Raw genomic sequence first — 24,138 nt, 5'->3', positions numbered from 1 at the left:
GAAACAAATAATCTAAATATTACAGTACTGAGAAAAATAGAAGTTATGGAGTTTGATATGATTAATGTTATTGAAAGTGCTGAAAACGGCACACCTCAAAACACTGTGATTAGAGAACAAGTAGCAGAAAAGGATACAGAAGTCATGCTTGGAGAACCGGCAGAATATCCTCAAAAGATGGTTGATGAGATCTGTAAATACCTTAAAACTCAGAAGAATGTTAAAGCGGCATATCTTAGATTAATGATTAAAGATAATGAACAGAGTTATCTTATCGTTGTTGACTTCTCTGGTGATAAAAATGAAATTTTTAGTGGCATAGCCAATGCTGGAATACCTTTTTCTTACGGCAAATATTTTGATTTTGTTCCGGTATCTAGTAGCTTTGGAAAAGAAGCAGTTAAGGCCGTCGAACCATTTTATAAGAAAAAGAAGTTTGGGATTTTTGGGTAAGTATATTGATGGGTATAAGAGGATGACTTAATAAATTATGGGGGAATAATCATGGACGAGTTAAAACAAGAGTTACTTAATTTCAAGTTGGATCTAGGAATTATAAAGAAAGCTGGCTGTAATCAAGATGAGTTAAAAGTATACAAAGAATTAATCAACAACAATCAACCTTTACCAGAAGATATTAATGTTGATGGATATTACTTCTTTAGATATATTAATGCAGATATTACTAATGATGAACTAGATGAATTACTATTATTCAGAAAACTGAAATATCTGAAAACGATTAAGAACTGCATGCTGTTTTTTGTTATACTTACGATATGCTGTATTGCAATAAAACTAATAATCTGGCTTGTTCAATTTAATATTGTTAACTGATTATTTTAGTTTGTGATTTTCAAATTGATAAATTAATAATTATTTCTTTAAAAGAAAACTCAAAAAAAATAAATACTGTGAGGTACACTTATTATAAATCTGGCTCAATACATAGTAATCATTTGCAATATTTTATGCATTTACTTATTCTTCAAGGATTTTAAAAAGAACAAAATATCGAAAAAGCGGTTTCTTGCCCTTTCTGTTTTGTGCCTTATTGTTATAAGTTCAGCAATTTTAACGATCGCAGGCGTCAAGTGGACTATAACATTCGGTTAGATCTTGACAAAATAATCTATACCCAATGAAGCTCATTTTAGTTTTATTTGATCAACTGTCATGTTAGCAGTATTTTTTTAAAAAAGTTATAACAGTATTTGTGGAGGCGTGCGAATGAATGTTTTATTAATGAATTGTAGTCCTGTAAATAATGGAGCTACAGCAGAAATCATAAACCATGTGAACTCGTTTTTGAAAACAAAATTTAATATCAAACATATTTGTATTGATGATTACGATATAAAATTCTGCAAAGGATGCAGGACATGCCATAAAACAGCTGAATGTATCCTTAACGATGATGTTTTAAGTATTATTAACGAATATTCTTGGGCTGATATTATTATATCAGTAGCACCTTCTTATTGGGCTGATATTCCCGGCCAGTTCAAAGCATTTATAGACAGATGTACTCCTTGGTGTAACACACATGAACCACATGCAACGATTGGTCAAGGAAAAACAGGATATAGTATTGCTTTACGAACCGGACCAAGTATGAAGGAGTGCCTTAGAATAATAGAAAGTTTAGAACACTTTTATGGACACTTGGACATAGTATCAAAGGATCGTTTAGGGCTCTGCTCAATTGATAATAAAGACGATGTTGAAACTAGAAGAAGTGAGATAGAAGAATTTTGCACTAAAATTATTAATGGCTAGTTATATCATTTTTATTTACTTGAAATCAAGCTGTTTAAAATCATTCCAAATAAAATGAGCACAATTCCAACCATCCCCCAGACATCAGGCATGGCATCCGAAAGCAGAAGAATACCTCCCAACAAAGAAAAAATCACTTCACCAGCTTGGGTGGATTCCACTACCGCTAATTGTCTCTGATTCGTTTTAACAGAATCCGTTGCTTTGAAAAACAGCAGTGTAGCGATGACACCGGAAAACAATGCAACAACAAAGGATTGAAGTGTTTGGGAATAAGATGGAGTACCAACCGTAAAAAGTCCAACGATAGATAAGCATAGCCAGAACGGTATGCTACATAAAATCATCCCATATACTCGTTCTATAGTGGAAAGCTGTTTTGTACTTATCTCCATCATCTTCCGATTCCCAAGTGGATATGATATGGCACCAATTAAGATAGGTATTAATGTCTGTGTGGCCGTATTTAATTTGAACTCTTCCCAGTTGTTCGCTTGCAGTAAAAAAACACCGATTAATATAATCGCGGATACCGCTAGATTTCTAATAGGGATTCGTTTACCAAATACAGGCGCCATTAACACACCCATTACTATGGTTATCTGCCAAGAGGCTGCAATCAGCCAGGACTCTCCATAATCGCCCGCATACGATATTGTGGCGTAAAACAGCCCGAAACCAATCGTACTCCATAGTAGCCATGCTCCCCAACGCTCTTTGATTGCTTGGTGAACCTTTTGAAATCCGAACTTCTTTTTGACGATAAGTGCCATGATCGGTAGGGCAAAGTAGTAACGTAAGCTTGCACTCCAAATCCAGCTTCCCCCTGATAAATGCATACTTCTATTTAATACAAAGGTAAAAGCGAAAAAGAGGGAGCCTGCAATCCCAAGTAAAAATGCTTTTTTCATATTAATCTCCATTCCACGCGCCTTCGGGCACGACATAAACTTTCTATCACTTTAATTTCCTCGTTCATTCTTTGGCATAGTTGTAGGATAAAAAATAATGTTTAAGATGCTGCAACTATTTTTATCATCCACATTTACGTAACGATGTGGGATATCTGCCTGAAACCGGAAGCACTGTTTTTCATGTAGTATAATTTCCTGCTGTCCAAGATGTAGCGTAAGACTTCCTGCCTGAACAAAAATATATTCCTCAACACCGTCTATATGCTTCGAAGATTCATGGATACATTCTGGGGCGAATTCAATATAAAGCATTTCAAAATTCTGTACCGGATTATAAGGAAAAAGCGTAAAGGTTTGCATTAAACCGTCCTCTTCTAAAATAGGTATTGATTTTTTATAATCAATCAGCGTATAACTGCTTTTTTCTTCTTCTAAAAAATAAGTAAGCGGTACTTTATATCCGGTTGCGATTTTCCATAGGGTAGTAATGGTGGGCATCGATTGCCCTCTCTCCATTTGGCTTAACATTGCCTTACTGATTCCTGTTACCTCCGCCGCCTGATCCAGATTTAATTGTTTTGAATATCGAATTAGTTTTAATCTTTCTACGATAACTGCTTTTAGATTATCCATTATCAACGCCTCCAATTTTAGTATATCTGTTATAGCATATTTTATATAACATAACATATACTTATACATTTTCCCAGTAAATTTTATAATTCGATTATTATGAATGAGAAGAAATAGGTCTCCGGAGCATGATATTGAGAAAGGCATTGAAATAATCACATATGTTACATATAATGTAAATATAACGAAATAGTACTTGTTTTAACATCTACAGGGAGTATTATAACTTGTATTGTAGATAAGAGTGAGAGATGAGATGAAGGGGCTTAAGATGGCTTTTCGTTGATAGCCAACTTTTCTCAAGAAAATAGTAGCATTTGTGAACCATTAATATTAATTTTGTACTGGAGGTTAATATGGGATTTAAAATAAAGAGAAATAATGCATCAAGAATTTTTCTTGGAATCGGGATAGTATTATTAATATGTTACTTCGGAGGCATATTTTATATTTATAATATTCAAGAATATAGCCCCTATGCTTCTGCGGGTGCCGATGTTGATGCTTTCATTCACAGTATATTGTTTTTACCACCAACTGCAATATGTTTGATATTATCTCTTATTTTACGTATAAAAGCCAAAAAGTGAATCATACTTACTATTAAAATTTCAGCAAATATTATTAGGTTTATCTATATTATTGCCTGTATCCCCATACCAGCTTACTAACATAAGCTTTTATCTAGGACTACAGGCAGTTTATGAATCAAAGTATATTTAGACAAAATGATTTTTACTTTTTATTTCTTGATTTTACCTAATAATGGTATAATGAGTTTAAATCAACAAATTTATATTACGAACGGAGAAACATCATGAAAAAAACTATATTATTGGGGATATTTATCACTTTGGTAATAGCTAGATAGCAGTGGTTATAGCCTTGCTGATAAAAACGGTAATATTTTAACAAAAAGCAAGGATGATAATATTAGTCAATTAGGAGATTTCTTTTCTTTTGAAAAAGATAATAAATATGGAATTTTAAACAAAGAAGGAGTAGAAGTACTACCACAAACTTACGATTATATTACACTATACGGTAATGATAACTATAACTCTAATACTAGCTTTGTTGCTTCTAGTTATGATACCAGTGGCAATGATAGTATTGTTGTAACAAATTCAGAAAGTTGCGATGATTTATCCGATTTAATACTAGAGAATGAGATAACTCCAAAAATCAAGTTGTATCATGATTATATAAAAGATATGCAAGTTGAAGATTTTTTTCTGAGGAGGAATCTACATTAAATGTGAATCAAATGAATGATTTTATAAAAACATTTCGATTATATAAATTGGATGGAAGCAACAAAGAAATATTATATTTTTATATGAAGCCTAATAACTCTGAAGGCTTTCCAGCTTCTTATAGCGGCTTTTATTCAATACATAAAAACAAAGTAAACACTTTATTGTCTGCTTCAGAATGCGGTGGTTCTATGGGTGGAGACTATGCCTGCCTTAGTAAAGATAAAGTCACTTCAAAAATTGTAATTTCAACATACAATCATGCAGGCGGCTTTGGGGGTAATTCTTCCGGATATGACTTTTACACTATAATGAATAGTAAAGTCAAGGATATAACCTCTTATCTATATATTTCCCAAGACGCGATTAACTATGATAAAGATGATTTGGTTAAAAACGCAAAGTTATTTTATGATGATAAAAACACACCATATACAAAAAGAACAATTAAAGATGCTTCCTATGTAAATGAATACGATGTCAATGGTGAACAAACTTCGATTAAAAAATATAATAAAATCATGGGAAGATTTAAGAAAATCCTTATGAATTTTTCATTATAAGCACATCTATTCGAAGTTAATACTATGGAATCTAGTTGTCACAGTCAAAAACTTTGTATTCTCATAACGTATTATATTTTTTATAAGTCTAGGAGGATTCCGATATGACATTTTCAAATATTTTCTTCGCCGCCATATGTTGGTTATGCTCAGCTATTTTTGGTGTAATTGCAATATGGGCATTCAAGAATAAAGAACCAGTGCATTTCTGGTCAGGTAGTACAGTAAGACCGGATGAAATCACCGACATTCCTGCGTATAATCGCGCGAATGGCTGGATGTGGACAATATATACGTTTAGTATGTTTGTAACAGGTATATTGTCACTTTTCACAATAATAATTGGTGCTATTTCATTAGTATTAATATGTATCCCTGGCACGATTGTTTTAATCATCGTTTATAATCGAATTTATAAAAAATATAAAAATACATCAGTCACTTATCAAATTGATAGTTCAAGAACAAAGACACCCAAAGCGGTTGTTATCGCTGTCACTGCATTTGTGGGAATGGTTTTTATTTTAGTGGGTATTATGATTTATAATGGCTCAAAAGAACCAGTAATAAAAATTTATGACAACAACTTTCAAATAAAAGCGATGTATGGTTTAACAGTTGATTATTCTGAAATCACCCATATCGCTCTTATTGATACAAGCATGAACGATATTGGAATAGGAACAAGAACTAACGGTTACGGCGGAATTGGAGGGGCGTTGAAAGGAAACTTTGAATCGGAGCGACTCGGAAAAACCTTATTATTTGTTCAGGCAAATTCATCTCCAACAATAAAAATAGAACGCACGAATAAGAAAGATATATATATAAGCTTTGGAAACAGTAAGAAGACAAAGCAGCTATATCAAAAACTGATATCAACCATACCATAAAATAAATAGCCGATTACATTAGAGGAGGAATTAGATGAACGGGCAAAATAGATCTGATATTAAAATTGGTGCACAGGTGAAAATTGTATTAAAAGCTGACCAAAAGACAGGAAAACTAACAGAGGGAACAGTCGCAAAACTACTTACTAATAGTAGCTTTCACCCACATGGAATCAAAGTAATGTTAACGGATGGACAAGTGGGAAGAGTTCAGGAAATCTTATGAAACAAATCGCAATTATATCCGATACTCATGGACTATTACGAGAACAGGTCATTACAGAGCTGGCTACTGCTGATTATATAATACACGCCGGAGATATCAACACGCCCTCCATAGTCGAAACTATGAGGGAGGCCGGAGAGACCTATGTTGTACGTGGGAATAATGATAAAGACTGGGCGGAAGATCTACCCAAAAGCCTTACTGTTACTATTGATGGGGTACGATTCTTCATCGTTCATAATAAGAAAGATATCCCCGAATTCTTGAATAATGTTGATGTGGTTGTCTATGGGCACTCCCATAAATATTCTGCTGATGTCAATAATGGTGTGTTGTTTCTCAATCCCGGCAGCTGCGGCAAGCGACGCTTTGATCTGGAAATTACGATGTGCCGTATGATTGTGGATAACGGAAGCTATACGTATGAAAAGGTGGTAATTTCTTAAGGATGATAATGTATTAGCTTCAAATAGAAAATGTGAAATAAAAATACTTTTCAATAAACTGGAACCTTAAAACAAAAGCTAGGCATTCGTGCATTTGGATCAAATTCAAATTAATTATCACTATCCAAAGCAATCAAACTGAATTCAAAATTTGAGATTGCTTATGAACCCAAAGGACGAGTACACTTCTAAAAGTTTAGAGATATGTAAACTCATGATGAAAATTCTTTCTATCAAATAAGAAAAATTTTAGGATAAAATATAATTAATAAGGCTCAACCGGTACATTATAGGTTATAATATGAGAGTAGAAATTAGGAATTATTTAGAAAATAGTTCTTTTGTGGTAGTCGCGATTTATTCGAGTAGTATGTTTAACATGATTCTAGAATTTACATAACAACGCAAAACTTAACGTTCTAATGAAGAAAGGGAGGAAATTTTATGGAAAATACAGATATTAAACTTGCGGTTTTAATTGATGCCGAAAATGTACCTTATAGTAATATTAAAGGAATCATGGAGGAGATCGCCAAATATGGAACACCTACAATAAAACGTATTTATGGTGATTGGACAAAACCTAACATCACAGGGTGGAAAAATGTTCTGCTTGAGAATGCCATTACACCGATTCAACAATACAGTTATACAAGTGGAAAGAATTCTTCTGATTCTGCAATGATAATTGATGCGATGGATATTCTGTATTCTGATAAGGTAGAAGGTTTTTGCATTATTTCTAGTGATAGCGATTTCACTAGACTTGTTATACGATTACGAGAAGCCGGAATGAAAGTATTTGGGATAGGTGAGCGTAAAACACCGAATCCTTTTATCGTCGCATGTGATAAATTTACATACATTGAGATAATTGGTTCAAAAATCGGACAAAACCCTGAGAATCAAGAAAATCAAAAAAATAATGCCCCGTATAAACATTCTAATGACCCAATAATAAAAATTGGCGATGATATTATTTCACTAATTTCAAACACGATCACTGATGTTGCTGATGAAGAGGGCTGGGCGTTCCTTGGAGATGTCGGTAATCTGATACAAAAGAAACAGCCTGATTTTGATGTTCGTAATTTTGGCTTCACAAAAATCACTCCACTAATAAAAACATTAAAGCAATTCGAAATTGATGAAAGAGATACGGGTAATAGAAAAATCAAACTCATATATGTGAGAAATATCAAATAAGAATAAGTTTATTAAAAAACTTGTAGGACAAGATATTGCAAAATCATAATAAAAGAATGGATATGAGATAGATATCCTTAACTTATTAGATATCTATCTACAAATCCTATTTATAGCGTTAAGTCAATCTCATAATAGATAAATCGCATGGAAACTTATTAATTCACATATAAAGGAGGTATTACTCTTGTTGCAATCTATCGTACATATTGCTTTGGTCGTGAGAGACTACGATGAAGCAATTGATTTTTACACGAACAAGCTTCATTTTACATTGATCGAAGATACCTATCAACCAGAACAGGATAAACGTTGGGTAGTTGTTTCACCTCCCGGTTCCTCCGGAACTACAATCTTACTTGCAAAAGCTTCTAAACCGGAACAGCATCCTTTTATTGGAGATCAGGCAGGGGGAAGAGTTTTCTTATTCCTTGGAACAGATGATTTTTGGAGAGATTATAATGACATCGTATCCAAAGAGATTGAAATTGTTCGCGAACCCAAAGAGCAATCCTATGGGATTGTTGCAGTATTTAAAGATTTCTACGGAAACCTCTGGGATTTGGTACAATTCAAAGAAGATCACCCTATGCATAAACGAGTAATCGGTGGTACTAATTAATAATTTTTACTAACAGTGGAGGAGCTATGGAAGAATATTCATTAGATGCAATACAAGAATTGTTAGGTTCTAATTCATTCAAAATGTATGACAAACTTAATGATTATATTACGAATAGCTACAATGTTGATCAAGCATGGTCAAAGGGCGGAAAATACGGTCAGGCTTGTTTGCGTTACACCAAGAGCGGGAAGACTCTGTGTACACTTTATTTCAGAGAAAATCAATTGGGAGTATGGATTATTCTTGGTAAAAATGAGAGAAGTAAATTTGAAGATAACAGATACCAGTTTACTGAAGAACTCCAAAAGCTTTATGATGCGACACAGGTATTTCATGATGGCAAATGGTTAATGTTTGATGTGGAAAACGACTTGTTATTTAATGAAATTATTTTATTACTTAGCGTAAAAAAGAAGCCAATGAACAAGATTTAATAATGTGCATTAACATATAAGGTTTTTTGAAAAGTGAGGGTTCGTATTTGTCAGGTAGTAAACATGGTACATGGAAAGAATTACGGAAACAATAGCATTTATAATGACAGACATAACGGAAGACAATATATAGTACTTTTTCTACTCAAAAGGAGACACAATGAAGAAAAACAGCAAATTTAATATAATAAGTGTAACTACATTTGTAATTGAAGTTATACTCTTTTGGATTATATGGTTCCTCTTTGGATATACGTGGGTAAATAGCTTTCATACGATTGCAGACATGTTAAATATAGTTACTGTGGTCGGAATGGTAATAATCGTATTAACAGGGATATTAATTGCCATCCGCATAGTTCGTGATATCGATTCCGAGAAAACTGTGTCTTTTGGTAAGAGGTTGGGAACCATCATCATTTTTGTAGTATTTATTGGTATACATACGATGATGTATAAAACGTACGGCGATGTGGGTTATAGCACCGTAACGTCAACGAGCATTACGAATAAGGATATTTCACATGGAAAGTACTATTTTTATATTAATAAAAATACTCATCTGGTTAAAATCGAATGTAAGAAAGATATATATGACCAATTAGTTGTCAATAAAGATGTGAGTTATGTGATTTCATATAGATGGTTAACTTATAAGAAGAATCAAGGAGTACTTGAAGAACCCATAGACATGAAAGACATCATTGACAACAGACGCAAGAACTAATATATCAGATACCATGATAAGCTTACCGAATACGGATCAACATACAACATACGTTAGGAGAATAGGTTTATGAGCGAATTAATGCATCAACAAATCAAGAAAAACACCAGTGTTTCAGAGCTAATTGCGAATATTGATAAAATTCATACTACTGAACTGGGTGTGATTCGGATCAAGAGAAATTTGAATTTGAACGATGTTAATGTAGTTAATTGGTGCATTGAGAAAATCTGTAATACGAATGCGATCATAGATAGAAGAGGTAAGAACTGGTACATCTATATAGATAATTATGAAATCACTGTTAATGCATATAGTTATACAATAATTACGGCTCATCGGGTAAAGGCATAGGATTTAATAATTACATAAAGAAAGAAGATTCCAGAGCTTTGAATGTGGAACTGAAGGGAACCGGAATTGTATCTACAGTCGCATGCCCTGGATGGATAAAGACGGAGTTACTTGAAACAGATTAAAGAATATATATAAAGAATTATGCCACGTGTCATCACAAAAAGGATACCTCCTAACGTGATAGCAGCAGGTGTTCCATGCAAAATCATATGTAAAATTACAGATCATGATAAAACGTATTTTCTGACAGTCAACAATTTGTAATCCGTAAGATTTAAAACAGCGCAGTAAATAATAGGGGAGATGGGGTATATTATATGAAATACATATTTTGGGGATTTATATTTATATTTATTAACTTTAGTTTAAAATTTAATGGTTCTAGTATTGATGTATTGCCAAACTTTATCGGATATATCATGGTTATAAATGGATTAAATGAGATGATGAGTAAAAGCATATTATTTATGAAGGCTAAACCGACTTCGATTATTATGCTTATAATCTCATCAATTATATTTATTACTGATTTATTTGGAATTACAGCTACCCTAGGTGGCCTAAATATCCTAATATTAATTGCATCTGTAATTTTATATCTATATATGACTTATAATATCGTAATGGGAGTAAAAGATATGGAGAGCAAATTTTTAATACATTTAGAAGGTGACGCTCTTAAATCTAATTGGACTTTCTTTACAATTTTTTATGTATTAACCATAACATTTGCTTTAGTTCCACTTTTAAATATTGTATTATTAATAGTAGGCTTCATCGCAAATATTTGCTTTCTAGTTGCTTTTAATAATTCCAAGAATCTGTATTATAATATTATTCAAAATAGCGGTATTTGATAATAACCCATCCGCACACAATTGCTATAAAGCTGCCGGCTTTGAAGATGTGAAATATCACGAAACCGCATTTCCTTATGGTAAGGAAAACTGGGGTGTGTATGATATGATTAAATATAATCAATCTAGAACAACTATTTAGGAGGTTAAAACTATGTTAGAATTTAAATATGATACGCAACTTTTACTGGAAGGCGATAATCTGGATGAAGAAATCATCAACGAATATTTTACCAAACATTTTGATGGTGACTGCTTATTAGCGGTCGGTGATGAGGAACTTTTTAAAATTCATTTTCATACGAATGAACCCTGGAAGGTATTAGAATATTGTTCATCTATCGGGGAGATTTATGATATTGTAATCGAAGATATGGACAGACAAGCCAGAGGGTTACAAGGTTAATTCTGTATAGATTGGGAGACGATTTTATGTATATTAGGTATCATGTAAATTATATAAGTCCTAAAACAGGGCAACCGGTTGGTTTATTTGTTGCTGTGTGGAATATACTTGATACCTGTTTAACCAAAGATGAGGCTCAGGAATACTGGCAAACCCGTAAATACTTTGAGAAAGTATTACCTATCCCTCCTTTTTATTCGGATGGTAATTCAGTGGGCGCAGTTACCTGGTTTAAAGACAATGATAATACCATATCGTTAATAGAAAAATTAGAGTTTTATTTTAGAATGCTTCTTAAATATAAAATTGATGTAGTAAAATCACAGTCAGACGATCCAGGAACTATAATATATGAAGATGAATATCAAGTCGGGGTAGTTACGGTATAATCGTAAATTTATACTGTGATAAAGAGGAGGAATAGAATGAAAACACTGATTTTTAATGGTTCTCCAAGGAAAAACGGGGATTGTGCAAGCCTAATCAATCTCTTGACTCAGGAATTAAACGGAGATTATAAAATCGTGAATACATATCACTGTGATATCAGTCCATGTATTGACTGTAGATATTGCTGGAATCGAAGCGGCTGTAGTATTAAGGATGAAATGCAGTCAGTTTATGATTATATTCAAGAATGTGATAATATTCTAATTGCTTCCCCTATCTATTTCTCCGAATTGACCGGTAAATTATTGGATGTTGCAAGTAGATTACAGACCTATTTTTGTGCAGAATACTTTAGAAAAGAAGAGGTATCGATAAAGCAGAAGAGAGGAGCTGTAATATTAGTTGGTGGCGGAGATGGGAATTTGAATAAACCTTATGAGACGGCCAAGATTTTACTTCATCATATGAATGCATACGATATATTACCTTTGGTATCCAGCTTTAATACCAACGTAGAGCCGGCAATCAATGATCCGCATGCATTAAGCGGGGTAAAAGATATCACCCAATTCTTTAATAAAGTGAATGATGTAGCCGATGAAAAATCGGAGTAATGGAGAGAACTAATATGCTCATTTTTAAAGGGAACGATTACCGCATATATCGTACTGAGACTCATCGATGCTCTTGCTATATAATTGAGAGTAACGGACTTCATGTTCTTGTAGATACTAGTGTAAAATTTGAGCTTCGTAAGTTGATAAAAAGTATTCATAAAATGAATATTAATAAAATTGATGCTATATTTTTAACCCATAATCATTTTGATCATGTATCGAATGCCTTTACTTTATCGAATCATTATCGCTGCAATTTGTATATCTCAGAAATGGGAATTGATAAATTGAAGCAAGGCGTATGTGATATGCCACATGGAACAAACCCTATTGGGAAAATGCTTCATTGGGTGGTAAATCACATGCATTTTAATCAAATTACTAGTTATCACCCATGCCCTCAGGCCGAGATTTTAAACAACCAAACCATTATAAAATATTTTGGCGATTTGGTTGAACTTCAAATCACGCCTGGGCATACGGTGGACAGCATATCATTACTAATCGATCAAAAAGTAGCATTAGTAGGAGATACCATGGTCAATGCCTTTGGTAATATATATCCTCCTTTTGCTGATGATGAAGATAGTATAAAGGCATCTTGGAAGACATTAATAAAAACCACCTGTGCTTTGTATTGTCCCGCTCATGGTAAACCAATAACACGCCAAAAACTTATGAATGCATATAAGAAACTTCACTAACTTTATTTTTGTGTTGATCCAATGGCAAATTGAATCATACTATATTTACTATAATCGGTTGATTTTTTATATACAACTAATCCGATTAAATCATTGTAGTAGCTTTTTGCTGCATAACTTTCATCACCTTTTAATTGAGTCCCATCACTAAGTTTTAGATAGCTTTCATAATTTTGTAATAAATCTATGGCACTGATTTTATTAAAGTTGAATTCATCTGTAATAGAAGTAATATTCGCCATCCATATCTGACCGGTTTGTGCATTTAACGTAAGATCCACTAAGATTTTTTGATTAGCAAGGCTTACTGACCAGAAGCTGTAGGCCGGACGGGGAGCGGGATTAACCTCCTCTCGGGTAGGAGTTGACTGAATATCATATAAAAAAGCTTTCGTCTGGTTGAAATCTCCCTCAAGGATTTGACTAGGTAAAACCCCTTTATTACAAAAATAGTATAACCCGGAGCTGGCAGCTTTTATGGCTTCCTCCATCGTTAACTGTCCATCGATGGGATCATGATAATATCCTGTCTTTTCAGTTCTCCAAACTTTTAAAATATCTGCAATTTCCTTGGTACTCAAAACAATTCTATCCGTTTCCTCATCCTGATCGACTTCAGGAGATTCCTTGACATGAACAGAACGAACTGTATTAATCAAATTATACTGTTGCTGATCCATTAAGGCATTGGTCAATAACCAACCTCCGAATACGGTCAACACAGAAAACAGTGCTACAATTACTGATAATATACGCTGCTTATTCATTATTGTCACCCTCTTTCAGCGGTAGAGGTATTGATACCGTCGTCCCATTGGATGGAATACTTTCAAATTCTAACCTGCTGCCATGTATTTGTGCGATTCTTGAGGCTAGTGCCAGACCAAGTCCGGCGCCATGCTGTTTTCTGGATCTGGACTTGTCCACCATATAGAAAGCCTCTGTGATACGACTTAATTCTTCTGATGCAATCCCACACCCATTATCCGATACGGAAACCACATAGCAGTTTTGCACAATCTCACCGGTTAGGGTGATTTGTGTACTACCTGCCTTAATTGCATTATCGATAAGATTGAGAAGCAACGTTTTGAACAGATCAAAGTCTACTTTAATGTACTCATTCATCGCTTCAAGAGTAAATGTCACTTGATTGTTTTGAAATAATGGCTTTAGCGTATCACCGATATTTTGAAGCAGCTCATCCGCCGGAAGCTCTTCAAGAACAAAATCCTGTTTATTTAACACAATCAAATCCATCAACTTAATGGAAAGTGCCTCTAGCCGAAGTCCTTCATCCATAATGTAGGCTGCCGCGTTCTTAGTGTCCTCTCTGGACAGTTGTTTTTGATAAATCATATCCGCATAACCGATTACTGATGTCAGTGGAGTTTTTAACTCATGCGCAAAATTTGATACAAAGTCTTCCTTCTGTTTCGCAACCGTAGAAAGCTCCGATATCCTTTCTTCAATCATCTCCGCCATCATATTGAATCTTTTTGATAGTTCTCCAATTTCATCTCCGGAATAAACCTCGAGACGTTCCTTATAGTTACCATCAGCGATTCTAGCTGCTGCCACGGACATATTCCTTAGTGGTCCAGTCAGAAGAGAAGAGAATAGAATAACCCATATCACTCCAATACTGATCGTAACGAAATATATCGTTCCATAGTTTTGTATCATTTTTTCCTTTTGATCTATCACAGGCTGAATGTTCGTTGAAGTCAGAAGATATACTGTTTGCTCTTTTTGAGTTATCTTGCCAAGCACAAGGATATGGGCTACTCCATCGATTTGTATAATCTTATTAATTATCTTCTTGTTCACGTCATAATCCGATATATTAAACTTTACCCCTTCAGGAAATGTGGTGTATATTGAGGTATGATCCTCTCTAAAAACACTGATATAGTTACTATCACTGGAAAAACCAGGCAAGTTTTGATTATTCAGCTTAGACACACTGGAATAAATCGTGTCATCCAGCTTTGTTTTATCCATTTGCACATCCTGTTGAATAAGATCTGCCTGAAGAAGAAACTTAATATATTGATACTGATCCATCGCACGCTGGATCTCTTGATTTACGGCATTTTTATAAGAAGAAGTTATAAGAAGAAAACCGGACAAAGATAGAGCCATGGTTAACACAATCATCGAACATAAAAATATTTTTGAAAATAGTTTCATATTTTACACCTCAAGCCGATAGCCAATTCGAAATACTGTCTTAATACGATCTTCCCATTCCAGTTTTCTTCTCAAGCGTTGAATATGTGTGTCAAGAGTTCGTGTTTCTCCTGTAAATTCATTTTCCCAAACTCGTTCATACAGCCAGCTACGACGAAGTGCAACATTCTTATTATGAATCAACTGTATTAACAGCTCAAACTCCTTCACAGTCAGATCGACTAACTGGCCATCTTTTCTTACTTCACGGGAATTAATATCAATGGTAACACCATATAGCTCAATTTTTCTTTCACTTTTTCCAAAGCGTCTTAGAACTGCCTCTATTCTGGCTAGAAGTTCTCCAACTTGAAATGGTTTAGAGATATAATCATCTGCCCCAAGCTTTAGCCCTCGAATACGTTCGTTGATATCATTCTTCGCTGTAATAAAGATCACGGGCATTCCAAAGGGTAGGATATAATCAAGCAACTCATAACCATCTATTTTGGGAAGCATGATATCCAGCAATATCAAATCATATACATTATTCTCTATCAAATCTGCCGCTTCCTGCCCATCAAAAGCACGCGTACAGTTATATCCATTATCTCTTAAATTAACATAAATTAATTCATTGATTGCCTGTTCGTCTTCTACAATCAAAATATTTAACAAATAATCCACCAACCTTTCATCTTATTTAAATAGGTTATCATTCACTTGTATCATAGATGTAAATTCTGCATGACACAGAATCCACCTAGTTTTCCAAAGTATTGTATCTCTTATCATTATAACTCCGATAAGCGATCTTGTTAAGGTTAATCAGTCAACTTACTTTCTTTGAAAAAAGACAACTTTGACACAACTATTGTACAAAAACAATACATTATCCTGCTAGGATAAATTTGCAACAGGGAGTACTAACTCAATCCCACTAAGGATTATCTAAGCTCTCTGCAATATATTACGAGAGATTATGAGGTGAACAACGATGGAAACAAATCAAGAGCAACAGCAGGAGAAGAGATATTCATCTAGCCGGAGAAAGAATAAGAGAAAGTGGAGCCCTTCCGGTATACGTTTTGTCGTCTATAGTATTTTAGCAATTATTTTGTGTGTTTCATTCGTAAAGGTAGCAACCGGATTACTATTTACCTATGGAAATTCGAGACATAGCGTCAATTCCACGAATCAGCAGGACTACATAGACAAGGACAGACCCAAGGGTGGATCCAAGGGATATATCGTAATTGATCCGGGTCATGGCGGGAAAGATAGCCCGGGATGTATCTATGGAGGTCTTTTTGAGCGAGATATTACACTAGAATTAGCTCTTCAACTTAAGAAGAAGCTGACCAGTGCCGGATATAAGGTATTATTAACAAGAGAAGTGGAAAAGAGCGTTCCGCTTGAAGAGAGGCCAAAGATTGCAAATGAAAGCGGAGCCGATTTATTCATCAGTCTTCATCTAAATGCACATGATGATACCGGCATATCGGGTATAGAAACCTGGTTTAATCCGAATTCCAATCCCCGCAACACTATACTTGCAGAAACAATAGAAGATTCCGTTACCAAAGTGACCAATGCGAAAAACCGCGGAACCTATTCCAATAAAACACTCGTTGTAATCCGTGACACAATAATACCTTCTTGTTTGGTAGAGGTAGGTTATCTATCCAATGAGATGGAACGGTCAAAGATGACTACCGAGGAATACCGTGATCAACTTTCACAGGGCATCCTAAACGGGCTGGAGCTGTACTTCAAACAGTTCCCGCCTTCATCAAACACTGGTAACACTAACGATGATAAGAATGATATTTCAAAAGGTGATGATATATCTAAGGGAAACAATACATCCAACAATGATAATATATCCAAGGGAAATGATACATCCAACAATGATGATATATCCAAGGGAAATGATACATCCAACAATGATAATATATCCAAGGGAAATGATACATCCAACAATAATAATATACCCAAGGGAAATGATCCTAATGTGGATAAAACAGAGAAACCCGATAAACCAGTAAAAAATGTATCAAACGAAAATAAGGATAAAGTGGTATATCTCACCTTTGATGACGGACCTTCATCAAATACAGAAAAAATTCTGAAGATATTAGATCAACACAAGATTAAAGCAACCTTCTTTGTAACCGGTATAAACAAACAATACTTTCCCATGATTAAGGAGGCCTATCAAAAAGGACATACGATAGGCCTCCATACTTATTCCCATGATTATTCAAAAGTCTATGCTTCCGACGATGCTTTTTTTGATGATTTAAATTCCATCGGCTCCTTAGTAAAGCAGGAAATCGGCTTTGTGCCTCATTATATTCGCTTCCCTGGCGGTGCTTCCAACGGCGTAAGTAAAAAGTATAACCTCGGTATTATGAGCCGTCTGGTTAACCAAGTAACCGATAATGGTTACCAATACTTTGATTGGGATATCTCTTCAGAAGATGCTGCTAAAAATACTACAGTGGCATCCATCGTAAAAGGTGCTACCTCCTGTCATTGGAGCAAGATTACGATATTGCTTCATGATGCAACCGGTAAGCAAAATACTGTAAAAGCACTGCCGCAAATAATTAAAATCTACAAAAATCGAGGGTATCGGTTCAAAAGAATTACCGATGATACAATGCCGATTCATCACAAAACACAGAATTAATAATGAACTGTGTTATAGCTCCATGATAAGATTTTATATTAGCTAATATCATATATATAACTGAATGATTAATCCGGGTGTGTAGCAAATAAAATTGCTACATACCTTTTTGATTATCCATAACATCAAAGCACATAACAGAAGAATCACCGACCGACATTATAATCGAAACTATACCCTGATAGGTATAAATTTTAGGTTGTATTCTGTTAATATTTGGTGTAACCTAATTACATATATTTATCAGTCCGTTACATAAATTAGCTTTGATACTTAAGCGGTTTACAAAAGATAAAATCAGGGGGAACCACAATTGAGGAGTAGAATTTTTATTTTTAACATTATAATAAAGTCCTTCCCGTTAGTGATAGCCTATTCTTTGATGAAGCACAGCAAATTAAAACAAAATCAGTAAAAGATAATCCACAGTAATAGAAATATCAGAATTGAATTATTTTACACCAATTGATCAATATACCACATAAATCAGTATCGAAAGGAGTATCCTATGTTTCGCTATGTACACACCAATATTATCGCAAAGGATGCGAAAAACCTTATCAAATTTTATAAGAATGTTCTTCATTGCAAAAGTATCGATGAAAAACGAGACCTAAGGGGAGAGTGGTTAGATCGACTTACCCATATTAAGGGGGCACATATCACTGGAGAACACCTGTTGTTACCGGGATATGATACGGATCATCCAACTCTTGAAATATTTTCTTATGATGAGCTAAAGGAAAGTATACCCGCTGAGATTAACCGACCGGGTTTTGCCCACTTGGCGTTTGAGGTGGATGATGTAGAGAAGACTTTAGCTGATATTATAAGCGCAGGCGGAAGTAGTGTTGGAGAGTTGGTTACCGCAGGATACCCTGATGGTACGGAAGCAGTATTTGTATATGCTAGAGATCCGGAGGGTAATATTATTGAGCTACAAAGCTGGAGGAATATAATAGAATAATTAGTAAATGATTAATCGTATAATTTGGAGAATTATACTTACTATTGAAACTACACGGAGGAAAACTTATGGATAAAAACTCATTTACACTTCTTGAAAATTATATGTTGGAATGTATGAAAGATAGCGCACATGATAAAGATCACGTTTACAGGGTACTTTATTTAGCTTTGGACATCGCCGCATATGAGAATAATGTGAATAAGGATGTTTTAATTGCAGCATGTTTACTACATGACATTGGAAGACAGGAGCAGTTTGAAAATGCCAAGTTAAGGCATGAACAAGTTGGAAGTCAAAAAGCTTACAATTTTTTGATCAATAACAACTGGTCAAAAAATAGCGCTCAGCATATTAGGGAATGTATATTGTCACATAGATTTCGTAGTGACAATCCACCGAATACCCTAGAAGCAAAAATACTATTTGACTCTGATAAATTAGATGTAACAGGAACATTGGGAATTGCACGTACCTTACTGTATAAAGGTATTGTTTCTGATCCATTATACTCCCTTGATGCAAACGGTAATGTACTAGATGGAACCCATGATGACCAAGCATCCTTTTTTCAGGAGTACAAATACAAACTTGAAAACATATATGACAAATTTTATACCAAACGAGCCATAGAAATTGGCAAAGATCGAAAACATTCCGCAATTTCTTTTTATAACAATATGCTCCATGAAGTACAATCTTGTTATACATACGGGATAAAAGAACTTTCCTCTGTTTTCAATTAGTTGCAGAACAAGGATATCGTTATGTTAGTTTTATTCCAACAATGGATAATTAATGGATAATTAGAGAATATATGAAATTGATTTTATATTTGTTTTTAAATAACTTCTAATTTCACTATTAGTTATCATACATATTTAATTTATTCTTAGATTGGAGTACTCATGATTTATTTAAGAAGCTTTACCTTCCCAAGCTCGGACATGGAATTTAATTTTTTTATGAGCATTCGAAGAACCTGTTACGACTCCTTTTACCCATTTAAAATTTTGTCCAGTCATGATCTAGACCGACTTGATTTCGAACCGATTACCATATTGTATGGTGGAAATGGTTCAGGAAAAACAACTGCATTAAATGTGATTGCAGAAAAAACTGGTGTAATCCGTGATTCTGTTTATAATAAATCAAACTTTTTCCCTGACTATGTGAGTATGTGTGATATGAATAAGGATGAGGAAGAGGATATACCTGAGGGTAGTAGAATTATTACCAGCGATGACGTATTTGATTATATGTTAAATATCCGTAATCTAAATCAAGGAATTGACTTAAAGCGTGACAAGCTATTTGATGAATATCTTGAGTCAAAATACTCGAATTTTCAGATGAAATCCATGGATGATTATGAACAGCTCAAAAAAGTTAATAACTCCAGACGTAAATCCCAATCCCGTTATGTAAGGGGAGAATTAATTGACAATGTACGAGAATATTCGAACGGTGAAAGTGCATTTCGCTATTTCACCGAGAAAATAGGGGAAAACGGACTCTATTTATTAGACGAGCCTGAGAATAGCCTCTCTCCAAAACGTCAGATGGAATTAGTGAACTTTCTGGAAGAATCGGCACGATTTTTTGGGTGCCAGTTTATTATCTCAACTCATTCACCCTTTCTACTGGCGATGCGTAGTGCTAAAATATATAACCTTGATGAAAATCCTGTAACGATCGAGAGATGGACAAATCTAGAAAATGTACGAACCTATTTTGACTTTTTTAAATCACATGAAGAGGAGTTTAATAAATAATAGTTATGTAATCAGTTTAAGGAAATTAGTGTCACCCTAAAGAATTGACATTATCTTGTTAGGAAAGAAGGCAGGTATCAATGTATGAAATCAATCTTATTGAATATGCAACAGAATCTATAATGGAAATAGCAAAGAATATGGATTACGCTGCATTCCAAAAATCAGATTGGATAACAGATAAGGATGCAGATATGATTTATTCTAGAAAGGATAGTATTATATGGCTTACAATCGATAAGGAGCCTGCCGGTTTTATAACAATAATACCTATTCACGAGCAGATTCCAAACATCTCAACCAAAACAAACAGGCCGATCTACAAGTTATTAACTCCAGAGGCACTGAATGATTCCAAACCAGGCATTCTCTATTGTCATTGTATATTATTGCTACCTCAATACAGAGGACAAGGCTTAATATATCGATTATATGAGGGACTAAAAACGTGGTTGGATATAAATGGTGTCGCTTATTCTTCCATATATGCAGATGCTGTATCACCGGAAGGAAGCCACTGTCTAGAGAGAATAGGATTTCACCCAATCCATTCGTTTATAGGAGAAGGAACCTTATATAAGGCAGAGAAAGAAAAAATAATTAGAATGATAAATAATTTTTGATTAAATATAACTAATGTATAACATGCCATGTATCGTAACTACATTGTTCGCTTTACTGATTAATAATAACTTTTTAATTTTATATGAATGTCATATTGTTTTTAGATTTTAATTAAGATGGTATGCCGATGGAATTGAGTACATATGGAAAACAGATCCGAATACGGATCCATTTCCAAACTAAATTAAATTCTGTTTCATATATTACAATAGCAAGATAATTAACAACTTATCTAACAAGGAGAAAACAATGATTACAAAAATAGATGACACAAAGAAAGCGGAAACATTATTCGCAAATTGGCAGGAAACTCCCATATGGTCAAGCTTGCAAAATATTATGGGCAGTATTTATACTGATTGCGAAGATAAGCCTAGGTCAGCAATGGCAGTGCTCGGTGATTTTTGTTTTTTAGGCGGTGCCCCCAGTCAGGAGCTGGTGAAATTCCAACCGGAACAGAAGAATTTCATCATCATGGTGCCGCAGAACGATGAATGGGCAGTTCTGATTGAACAGATTCATGGAGCAAATGCAAAACAAGTGACCCGTTATGCCATAAAAAAAGAACCTGATGTATTTGACAAGAAGCAATTAAAGCAGGTAGTTCGTTCCTTGCCAGGTGAATACACCATAAGCATGATTGACGAAGCCATATTTCATCAATGCTTATCAAATGAATGGTGCAAGGATCTAGTATCCCAATATAAAGATTATAATATGTATCACCGCTTAGGAATAGGAGTGGCTATATTAAAGGATGGTGCGCTTGTAGCCGGTGCCTCCTCCTACTCAAGATATCTTGAGGGGATTGAAATAGAGATTGACACAAAGGAAGAGTTCCGTAGAAAAGGTCTTGCCTATGTATGCGGTGCAAAATTAATCCTGGAATGTTTGGATAGAAAATTATATCCAAGCTGGGATGCCCAGAACAAATGGTCCGTGGCTTTATCTGAAAAACTGGGATATCATTTTGACCATGAATATATCGCGTATGAAGTTGTATATTAAAATACATATTATGATAATCTATATATAATAACACACTATAAAGCAAGGAGATAAGACATGATATTACTTGTAGTAGATACTCAAAATTTGATTACCAATCAGTATTTATACGCGTTTGATACGTTTGTATCAAATGTAAAAGAATTGATAACATCCGCTAGGGAGAACCAGATCGAAGTTATCTATGTACGCCATGACGACGGTGAGGGTAGCGAATTGACCAAAGGGAATGAGTGCTTTGAAATTTACTCTGAGTTCGAACCCCAAACGGGCGAAAAAATCTTCGATAAAACGGTGAACAGTGCCTTTAAAGAAAGCGGGTTATTAGAATATCTGAAAGATAAAGGGGAAAAAGAAATCCTCCTTGTAGGTCTCCAAACCGATTATTGTATTGATGCGACGGTAAAATGCGGTTTTGAGCACGGTTTTCATATGATAATACCATCTCATTCTAATTCAACAATGAGCAATCAATATATGACCTCTGAGATGAGTTATAAATACTACAATGAATTTATCTGGAATAACAGATATGCGGAATATATTACGTTAGAAGAAACTTTAAAACGAATGAGAGAGCATTGATTTCGAATCTAGCTCTATCTAATTTTCCGCAACGACATTTCTACCCATAATATAAACGTTACGCTGTATAAAACAATAAACAATTATAAACACAATATGCGAGGTGCACATGAGATACATCATACTTTTTCGTGGAATTAATGTTGGAGGAAAGAACATCGTAAAAATGAAGGATCTGAAACAGTTACTTCTTGATTTGGGTCTAAATAAGGTTGCGACATATATCCAAAGTGGAAATGCCCTTGTAGAAACAAATATGGTTGAATCAGAATTAAAGCTTGTAGTACAATGTGGTTTTGAGAAACATTTTAACTACACATGTGATGTAATCATACGAAATATTGAACAGATGGAAAACCTAATCAATAACCTACCTATCACTACGGATGAGATTGCAGCTGCTATTGCTTCAAATAGTGAGGTAGAACATCTATATGTGTACTTCATGGACAATTTACCCGAACAATCAAAGATTGATACAATATGTAAGGAATATGCTAAATCCGATATCCTTAGACCCGGGAAGAGAGAGGCTTATCTACTTTGTCATCAAAGTGTACGTGACTCAAAACTGGCAATCCAAGCTTCAAAGCTCTTTAAATCAAGTACCGTTCGAAATTGGAATACCGTTAACAAGTTGTATAATATGTTGGTATCATTATAAATAATTTTAAAATGAATATAAGTAATTGCGAAAGATTATCAATTATTAAAGGGACGGTGGGAAATGAAATTAGTATCAAAAAGATTATTACTTGTTCCATTAGGATCTCAATATCTGATCTCAACTCACGCATACTCCGGTGATTCGCAAAACGCAAAATTTATGGTATATCTCCCGAATATGGATATATCTGAAACAAAAAGTTTTTTAGAAGATGTGGAATCACAATGGCACAGTTCAGACCCTGAATACTATGAATTTGCTATCCTCCTTGAAGAGGAACATATCGGTGGAGCTTGCATCTATCTAGATGAAGAGAGAAAGGTTGGAGAACTGGGCTGGATCATTCATAAGAACTACTGGGGTAATGGATATGCAGTGGAGGCCACAAGTGAAATTATAAAGTTCGCGATCAAGGAACTTAAGATCAATAGATTTGTCGCTTTCTGTGACAGCGAGAATATTGCTTCCTACAGAGTCATGGAGAAATTAGGAATGTCACTGGAAAGCAGAAGATGGGGACGCAAAAACAAGCTATCAGAGGAAGAGCGAGAGGAATTAAAATATTCTCTTGAAATCGATACATAATAGGTGAAATTAGTAGTGAGGAAAAAT

General features: G+C 34.5%; 32 protein-coding genes. 27 read left to right on the top strand and 5 right to left on the bottom strand.

Going from position 1 to position 24,138, the window contains the following annotated elements; all coding sequences use genetic code 11:
- Positions 1-57 precede the first annotated feature (57 nt).
- From AC6IWN_RS07120 to AC6IWN_RS07110, 3 genes are all read left to right on the top strand, one after another.
- Entirely contained in the window at positions 58-453 is a 396-nt protein-coding gene (locus AC6IWN_RS07120) for an enhanced serine sensitivity protein SseB C-terminal domain-containing protein (RefSeq protein WP_497991680.1), read from the top strand.
- A 51-nt stretch (positions 454-504) separates the two neighbouring features.
- On the top strand, positions 505-837 hold the full coding sequence (locus AC6IWN_RS07115; protein ID WP_497991679.1) for a hypothetical protein: 333 nt from the start codon (positions 505-507) through the stop codon (positions 835-837).
- Positions 838-1,230: 393 nt separating this feature from the next.
- Positions 1,231-1,779 (top strand): flavodoxin family protein, encoded by a 549-nt coding sequence (locus AC6IWN_RS07110; protein WP_497991678.1) that lies wholly within the window; start codon positions 1,231-1,233, stop codon positions 1,777-1,779.
- Between the two features lie 11 nt (positions 1,780-1,790).
- On the opposite strand, the gene AC6IWN_RS07105 is transcribed toward AC6IWN_RS07110, so the two are convergent.
- Together AC6IWN_RS07105 and AC6IWN_RS07100 are read right to left on the bottom strand one after the other, a co-directional pair.
- Complete coding sequence (locus AC6IWN_RS07105; RefSeq protein ID WP_497991677.1) at positions 1,791-2,690, bottom strand: DMT family transporter; 900 nt, start codon at positions 2,688-2,690, stop codon at positions 1,791-1,793.
- 51 nt (positions 2,691-2,741) lie between these two features.
- Positions 2,742-3,326, bottom strand: a complete 585-nt coding sequence (locus tag AC6IWN_RS07100) for a helix-turn-helix domain-containing protein (RefSeq protein WP_497991676.1) — start codon at positions 3,324-3,326, stop codon at positions 2,742-2,744.
- Positions 3,327-3,682: 356 nt separating this feature from the next.
- On the opposite strand from AC6IWN_RS07100, the gene AC6IWN_RS07095 reads away from it, so the two are divergent.
- The 15 genes from AC6IWN_RS07095 to AC6IWN_RS07025 all read left to right on the top strand — a co-directional run bounded on the left by AC6IWN_RS07095 (position 3,683) and on the right by AC6IWN_RS07025 (position 13,033).
- Positions 3,683-3,916 carry a hypothetical protein gene (locus AC6IWN_RS07095; protein ID WP_497991675.1) on the top strand — a complete coding sequence of 78 codons (234 nt, stop codon included), beginning with the start codon at positions 3,683-3,685 and terminating at the stop codon, positions 3,914-3,916.
- Positions 3,917-4,593: 677 nt separating this feature from the next.
- A complete protein-coding gene (locus AC6IWN_RS07090) occupies positions 4,594-5,145 on the top strand; it encodes a hypothetical protein (protein WP_497991674.1) in 552 nt (183 codons plus the stop codon).
- Between the two features lie 104 nt (positions 5,146-5,249).
- The gene (locus tag AC6IWN_RS07085; RefSeq protein WP_497991673.1) at positions 5,250-6,038 is read left to right on the top strand and encodes a hypothetical protein; all 789 of its coding nucleotides are present in this window, start codon (positions 5,250-5,252) and stop codon (positions 6,036-6,038) included.
- A 34-nt stretch (positions 6,039-6,072) separates the two neighbouring features.
- Positions 6,073-6,264: a YwbE family protein gene (locus AC6IWN_RS07080; protein WP_497991672.1), complete on the top strand. Its 192-nt coding sequence runs from the start codon at positions 6,073-6,075 to the stop codon at positions 6,262-6,264.
- Positions 6,261-6,710: a metallophosphoesterase family protein gene (locus tag AC6IWN_RS07075; protein ID WP_497991671.1), complete on the top strand. Its 450-nt coding sequence runs from the start codon at positions 6,261-6,263 to the stop codon at positions 6,708-6,710. Before AC6IWN_RS07080 ends, AC6IWN_RS07075 begins: the two co-directional genes overlap by 4 nt.
- A 444-nt stretch (positions 6,711-7,154) precedes the next feature.
- Positions 7,155-7,916, top strand: coding sequence for an NYN domain-containing protein (locus AC6IWN_RS07070; RefSeq protein ID WP_497991670.1), 762 nt, complete (start codon positions 7,155-7,157; stop codon positions 7,914-7,916).
- Positions 7,917-8,103: 187 nt separating this feature from the next.
- Positions 8,104-8,538: a VOC family protein gene (locus AC6IWN_RS07065; RefSeq protein WP_497991669.1), complete on the top strand. Its 435-nt coding sequence runs from the start codon at positions 8,104-8,106 to the stop codon at positions 8,536-8,538.
- Positions 8,539-8,564: 26 nt separating this feature from the next.
- Complete coding sequence (locus tag AC6IWN_RS07060; RefSeq protein WP_497991668.1) at positions 8,565-8,975, top strand: DUF3788 domain-containing protein; 411 nt, start codon at positions 8,565-8,567, stop codon at positions 8,973-8,975.
- A gap of 160 nt (positions 8,976-9,135) precedes the next feature.
- Entirely contained in the window at positions 9,136-9,702 is a 567-nt protein-coding gene (locus tag AC6IWN_RS07055) for a hypothetical protein (protein ID WP_497991667.1), read from the top strand.
- A gap of 69 nt (positions 9,703-9,771) precedes the next feature.
- Complete coding sequence (locus AC6IWN_RS07050) at positions 9,772-10,056, top strand: DUF3781 domain-containing protein (protein ID WP_497991666.1); 285 nt, start codon at positions 9,772-9,774, stop codon at positions 10,054-10,056.
- A gap of 320 nt (positions 10,057-10,376) precedes the next feature.
- Positions 10,377-10,916 (top strand): hypothetical protein, encoded by a 540-nt coding sequence (locus AC6IWN_RS07045; RefSeq protein ID WP_497991665.1) that lies wholly within the window; start codon positions 10,377-10,379, stop codon positions 10,914-10,916.
- A 154-nt stretch (positions 10,917-11,070) separates the two neighbouring features.
- Positions 11,071-11,322 (top strand): fatty acid kinase subunit FakA-related protein, encoded by a 252-nt coding sequence (locus AC6IWN_RS07040; protein ID WP_497991664.1) that lies wholly within the window; start codon positions 11,071-11,073, stop codon positions 11,320-11,322.
- Positions 11,323-11,348: 26 nt separating this feature from the next.
- Positions 11,349-11,711 carry a hypothetical protein gene (locus AC6IWN_RS07035; RefSeq protein WP_497991663.1) on the top strand — a complete coding sequence of 121 codons (363 nt, stop codon included), beginning with the start codon at positions 11,349-11,351 and terminating at the stop codon, positions 11,709-11,711.
- A 36-nt stretch (positions 11,712-11,747) separates the two neighbouring features.
- Positions 11,748-12,326 (top strand): flavodoxin family protein, encoded by a 579-nt coding sequence (locus AC6IWN_RS07030; RefSeq protein WP_497991662.1) that lies wholly within the window; start codon positions 11,748-11,750, stop codon positions 12,324-12,326.
- 14 nt (positions 12,327-12,340) lie between these two features.
- Positions 12,341-13,033 carry an MBL fold metallo-hydrolase gene (locus tag AC6IWN_RS07025; RefSeq protein ID WP_497991661.1) on the top strand — a complete coding sequence of 231 codons (693 nt, stop codon included), beginning with the start codon at positions 12,341-12,343 and terminating at the stop codon, positions 13,031-13,033.
- 2 nt (positions 13,034-13,035) lie between these two features.
- On the opposite strand, the gene AC6IWN_RS07020 is transcribed toward AC6IWN_RS07025, so the two are convergent.
- Genes AC6IWN_RS07020 through AC6IWN_RS07010 form a run of 3 tightly spaced genes read right to left on the bottom strand, consistent with a single transcriptional unit; the run spans position 13,036 to position 15,883 of the window.
- Positions 13,036-13,800, bottom strand: a complete 765-nt coding sequence (locus tag AC6IWN_RS07020; RefSeq protein WP_497991660.1) for a hypothetical protein — start codon at positions 13,798-13,800, stop codon at positions 13,036-13,038.
- Positions 13,793-15,226 (bottom strand): sensor histidine kinase, encoded by a 1,434-nt coding sequence (locus AC6IWN_RS07015; RefSeq protein WP_497991659.1) that lies wholly within the window; start codon positions 15,224-15,226, stop codon positions 13,793-13,795. Before AC6IWN_RS07015 ends, AC6IWN_RS07020 begins: the two co-directional genes overlap by 8 nt.
- Positions 15,227-15,229: 3 nt before the next feature.
- Entirely contained in the window at positions 15,230-15,883 is a 654-nt protein-coding gene (locus AC6IWN_RS07010; RefSeq protein ID WP_497991658.1) for a response regulator transcription factor, read from the bottom strand.
- 319 nt (positions 15,884-16,202) lie between these two features.
- On the opposite strand from AC6IWN_RS07010, the gene AC6IWN_RS07005 reads away from it, so the two are divergent.
- The 9 genes from AC6IWN_RS07005 (at position 16,203) to AC6IWN_RS06965 (ending at position 24,111) form a co-directional block, all read left to right on the top strand.
- On the top strand, positions 16,203-17,900 hold the full coding sequence (locus AC6IWN_RS07005; protein WP_497991657.1) for an N-acetylmuramoyl-L-alanine amidase: 1,698 nt from the start codon (positions 16,203-16,205) through the stop codon (positions 17,898-17,900).
- A 508-nt stretch (positions 17,901-18,408) separates the two neighbouring features.
- On the top strand, positions 18,409-18,867 hold the full coding sequence (locus tag AC6IWN_RS07000) for a VOC family protein (protein ID WP_497991656.1): 459 nt from the start codon (positions 18,409-18,411) through the stop codon (positions 18,865-18,867).
- 68 nt (positions 18,868-18,935) lie between these two features.
- A complete protein-coding gene (locus AC6IWN_RS06995) occupies positions 18,936-19,613 on the top strand; it encodes an HD domain-containing protein (protein ID WP_497991655.1) in 678 nt (225 codons plus the stop codon).
- A gap of 162 nt (positions 19,614-19,775) precedes the next feature.
- Positions 19,776-20,642, top strand: a complete 867-nt coding sequence (locus AC6IWN_RS06990) for an AAA family ATPase (RefSeq protein ID WP_497991654.1) — start codon at positions 19,776-19,778, stop codon at positions 20,640-20,642.
- Positions 20,643-20,722: 80 nt separating this feature from the next.
- Complete coding sequence (locus AC6IWN_RS06985; protein WP_497991653.1) at positions 20,723-21,265, top strand: GNAT family N-acetyltransferase; 543 nt, start codon at positions 20,723-20,725, stop codon at positions 21,263-21,265.
- A 250-nt stretch (positions 21,266-21,515) separates the two neighbouring features.
- Positions 21,516-22,274 (top strand): GNAT family N-acetyltransferase, encoded by a 759-nt coding sequence (locus tag AC6IWN_RS06980; RefSeq protein WP_497991652.1) that lies wholly within the window; start codon positions 21,516-21,518, stop codon positions 22,272-22,274.
- Positions 22,275-22,331: 57 nt separating this feature from the next.
- Positions 22,332-22,859, top strand: coding sequence for a cysteine hydrolase family protein (locus tag AC6IWN_RS06975; RefSeq protein ID WP_497991651.1), 528 nt, complete (start codon positions 22,332-22,334; stop codon positions 22,857-22,859).
- Between the two features lie 109 nt (positions 22,860-22,968).
- The gene (locus AC6IWN_RS06970) at positions 22,969-23,523 is read left to right on the top strand and encodes a DUF1697 domain-containing protein (RefSeq protein ID WP_497991650.1); all 555 of its coding nucleotides are present in this window, start codon (positions 22,969-22,971) and stop codon (positions 23,521-23,523) included.
- A 63-nt stretch (positions 23,524-23,586) separates the two neighbouring features.
- Complete coding sequence (locus AC6IWN_RS06965) at positions 23,587-24,111, top strand: GNAT family N-acetyltransferase (protein ID WP_497991649.1); 525 nt, start codon at positions 23,587-23,589, stop codon at positions 24,109-24,111.
- Positions 24,112-24,138 lie beyond the last annotated feature (27 nt).

This window comes from Variimorphobacter sp. HTMS_6, assembly GCF_059717775.1.
The sequence above is the reverse complement of the archived record's forward strand: the minus strand, read 5'-3'. Positions and strand labels throughout refer to the sequence as shown.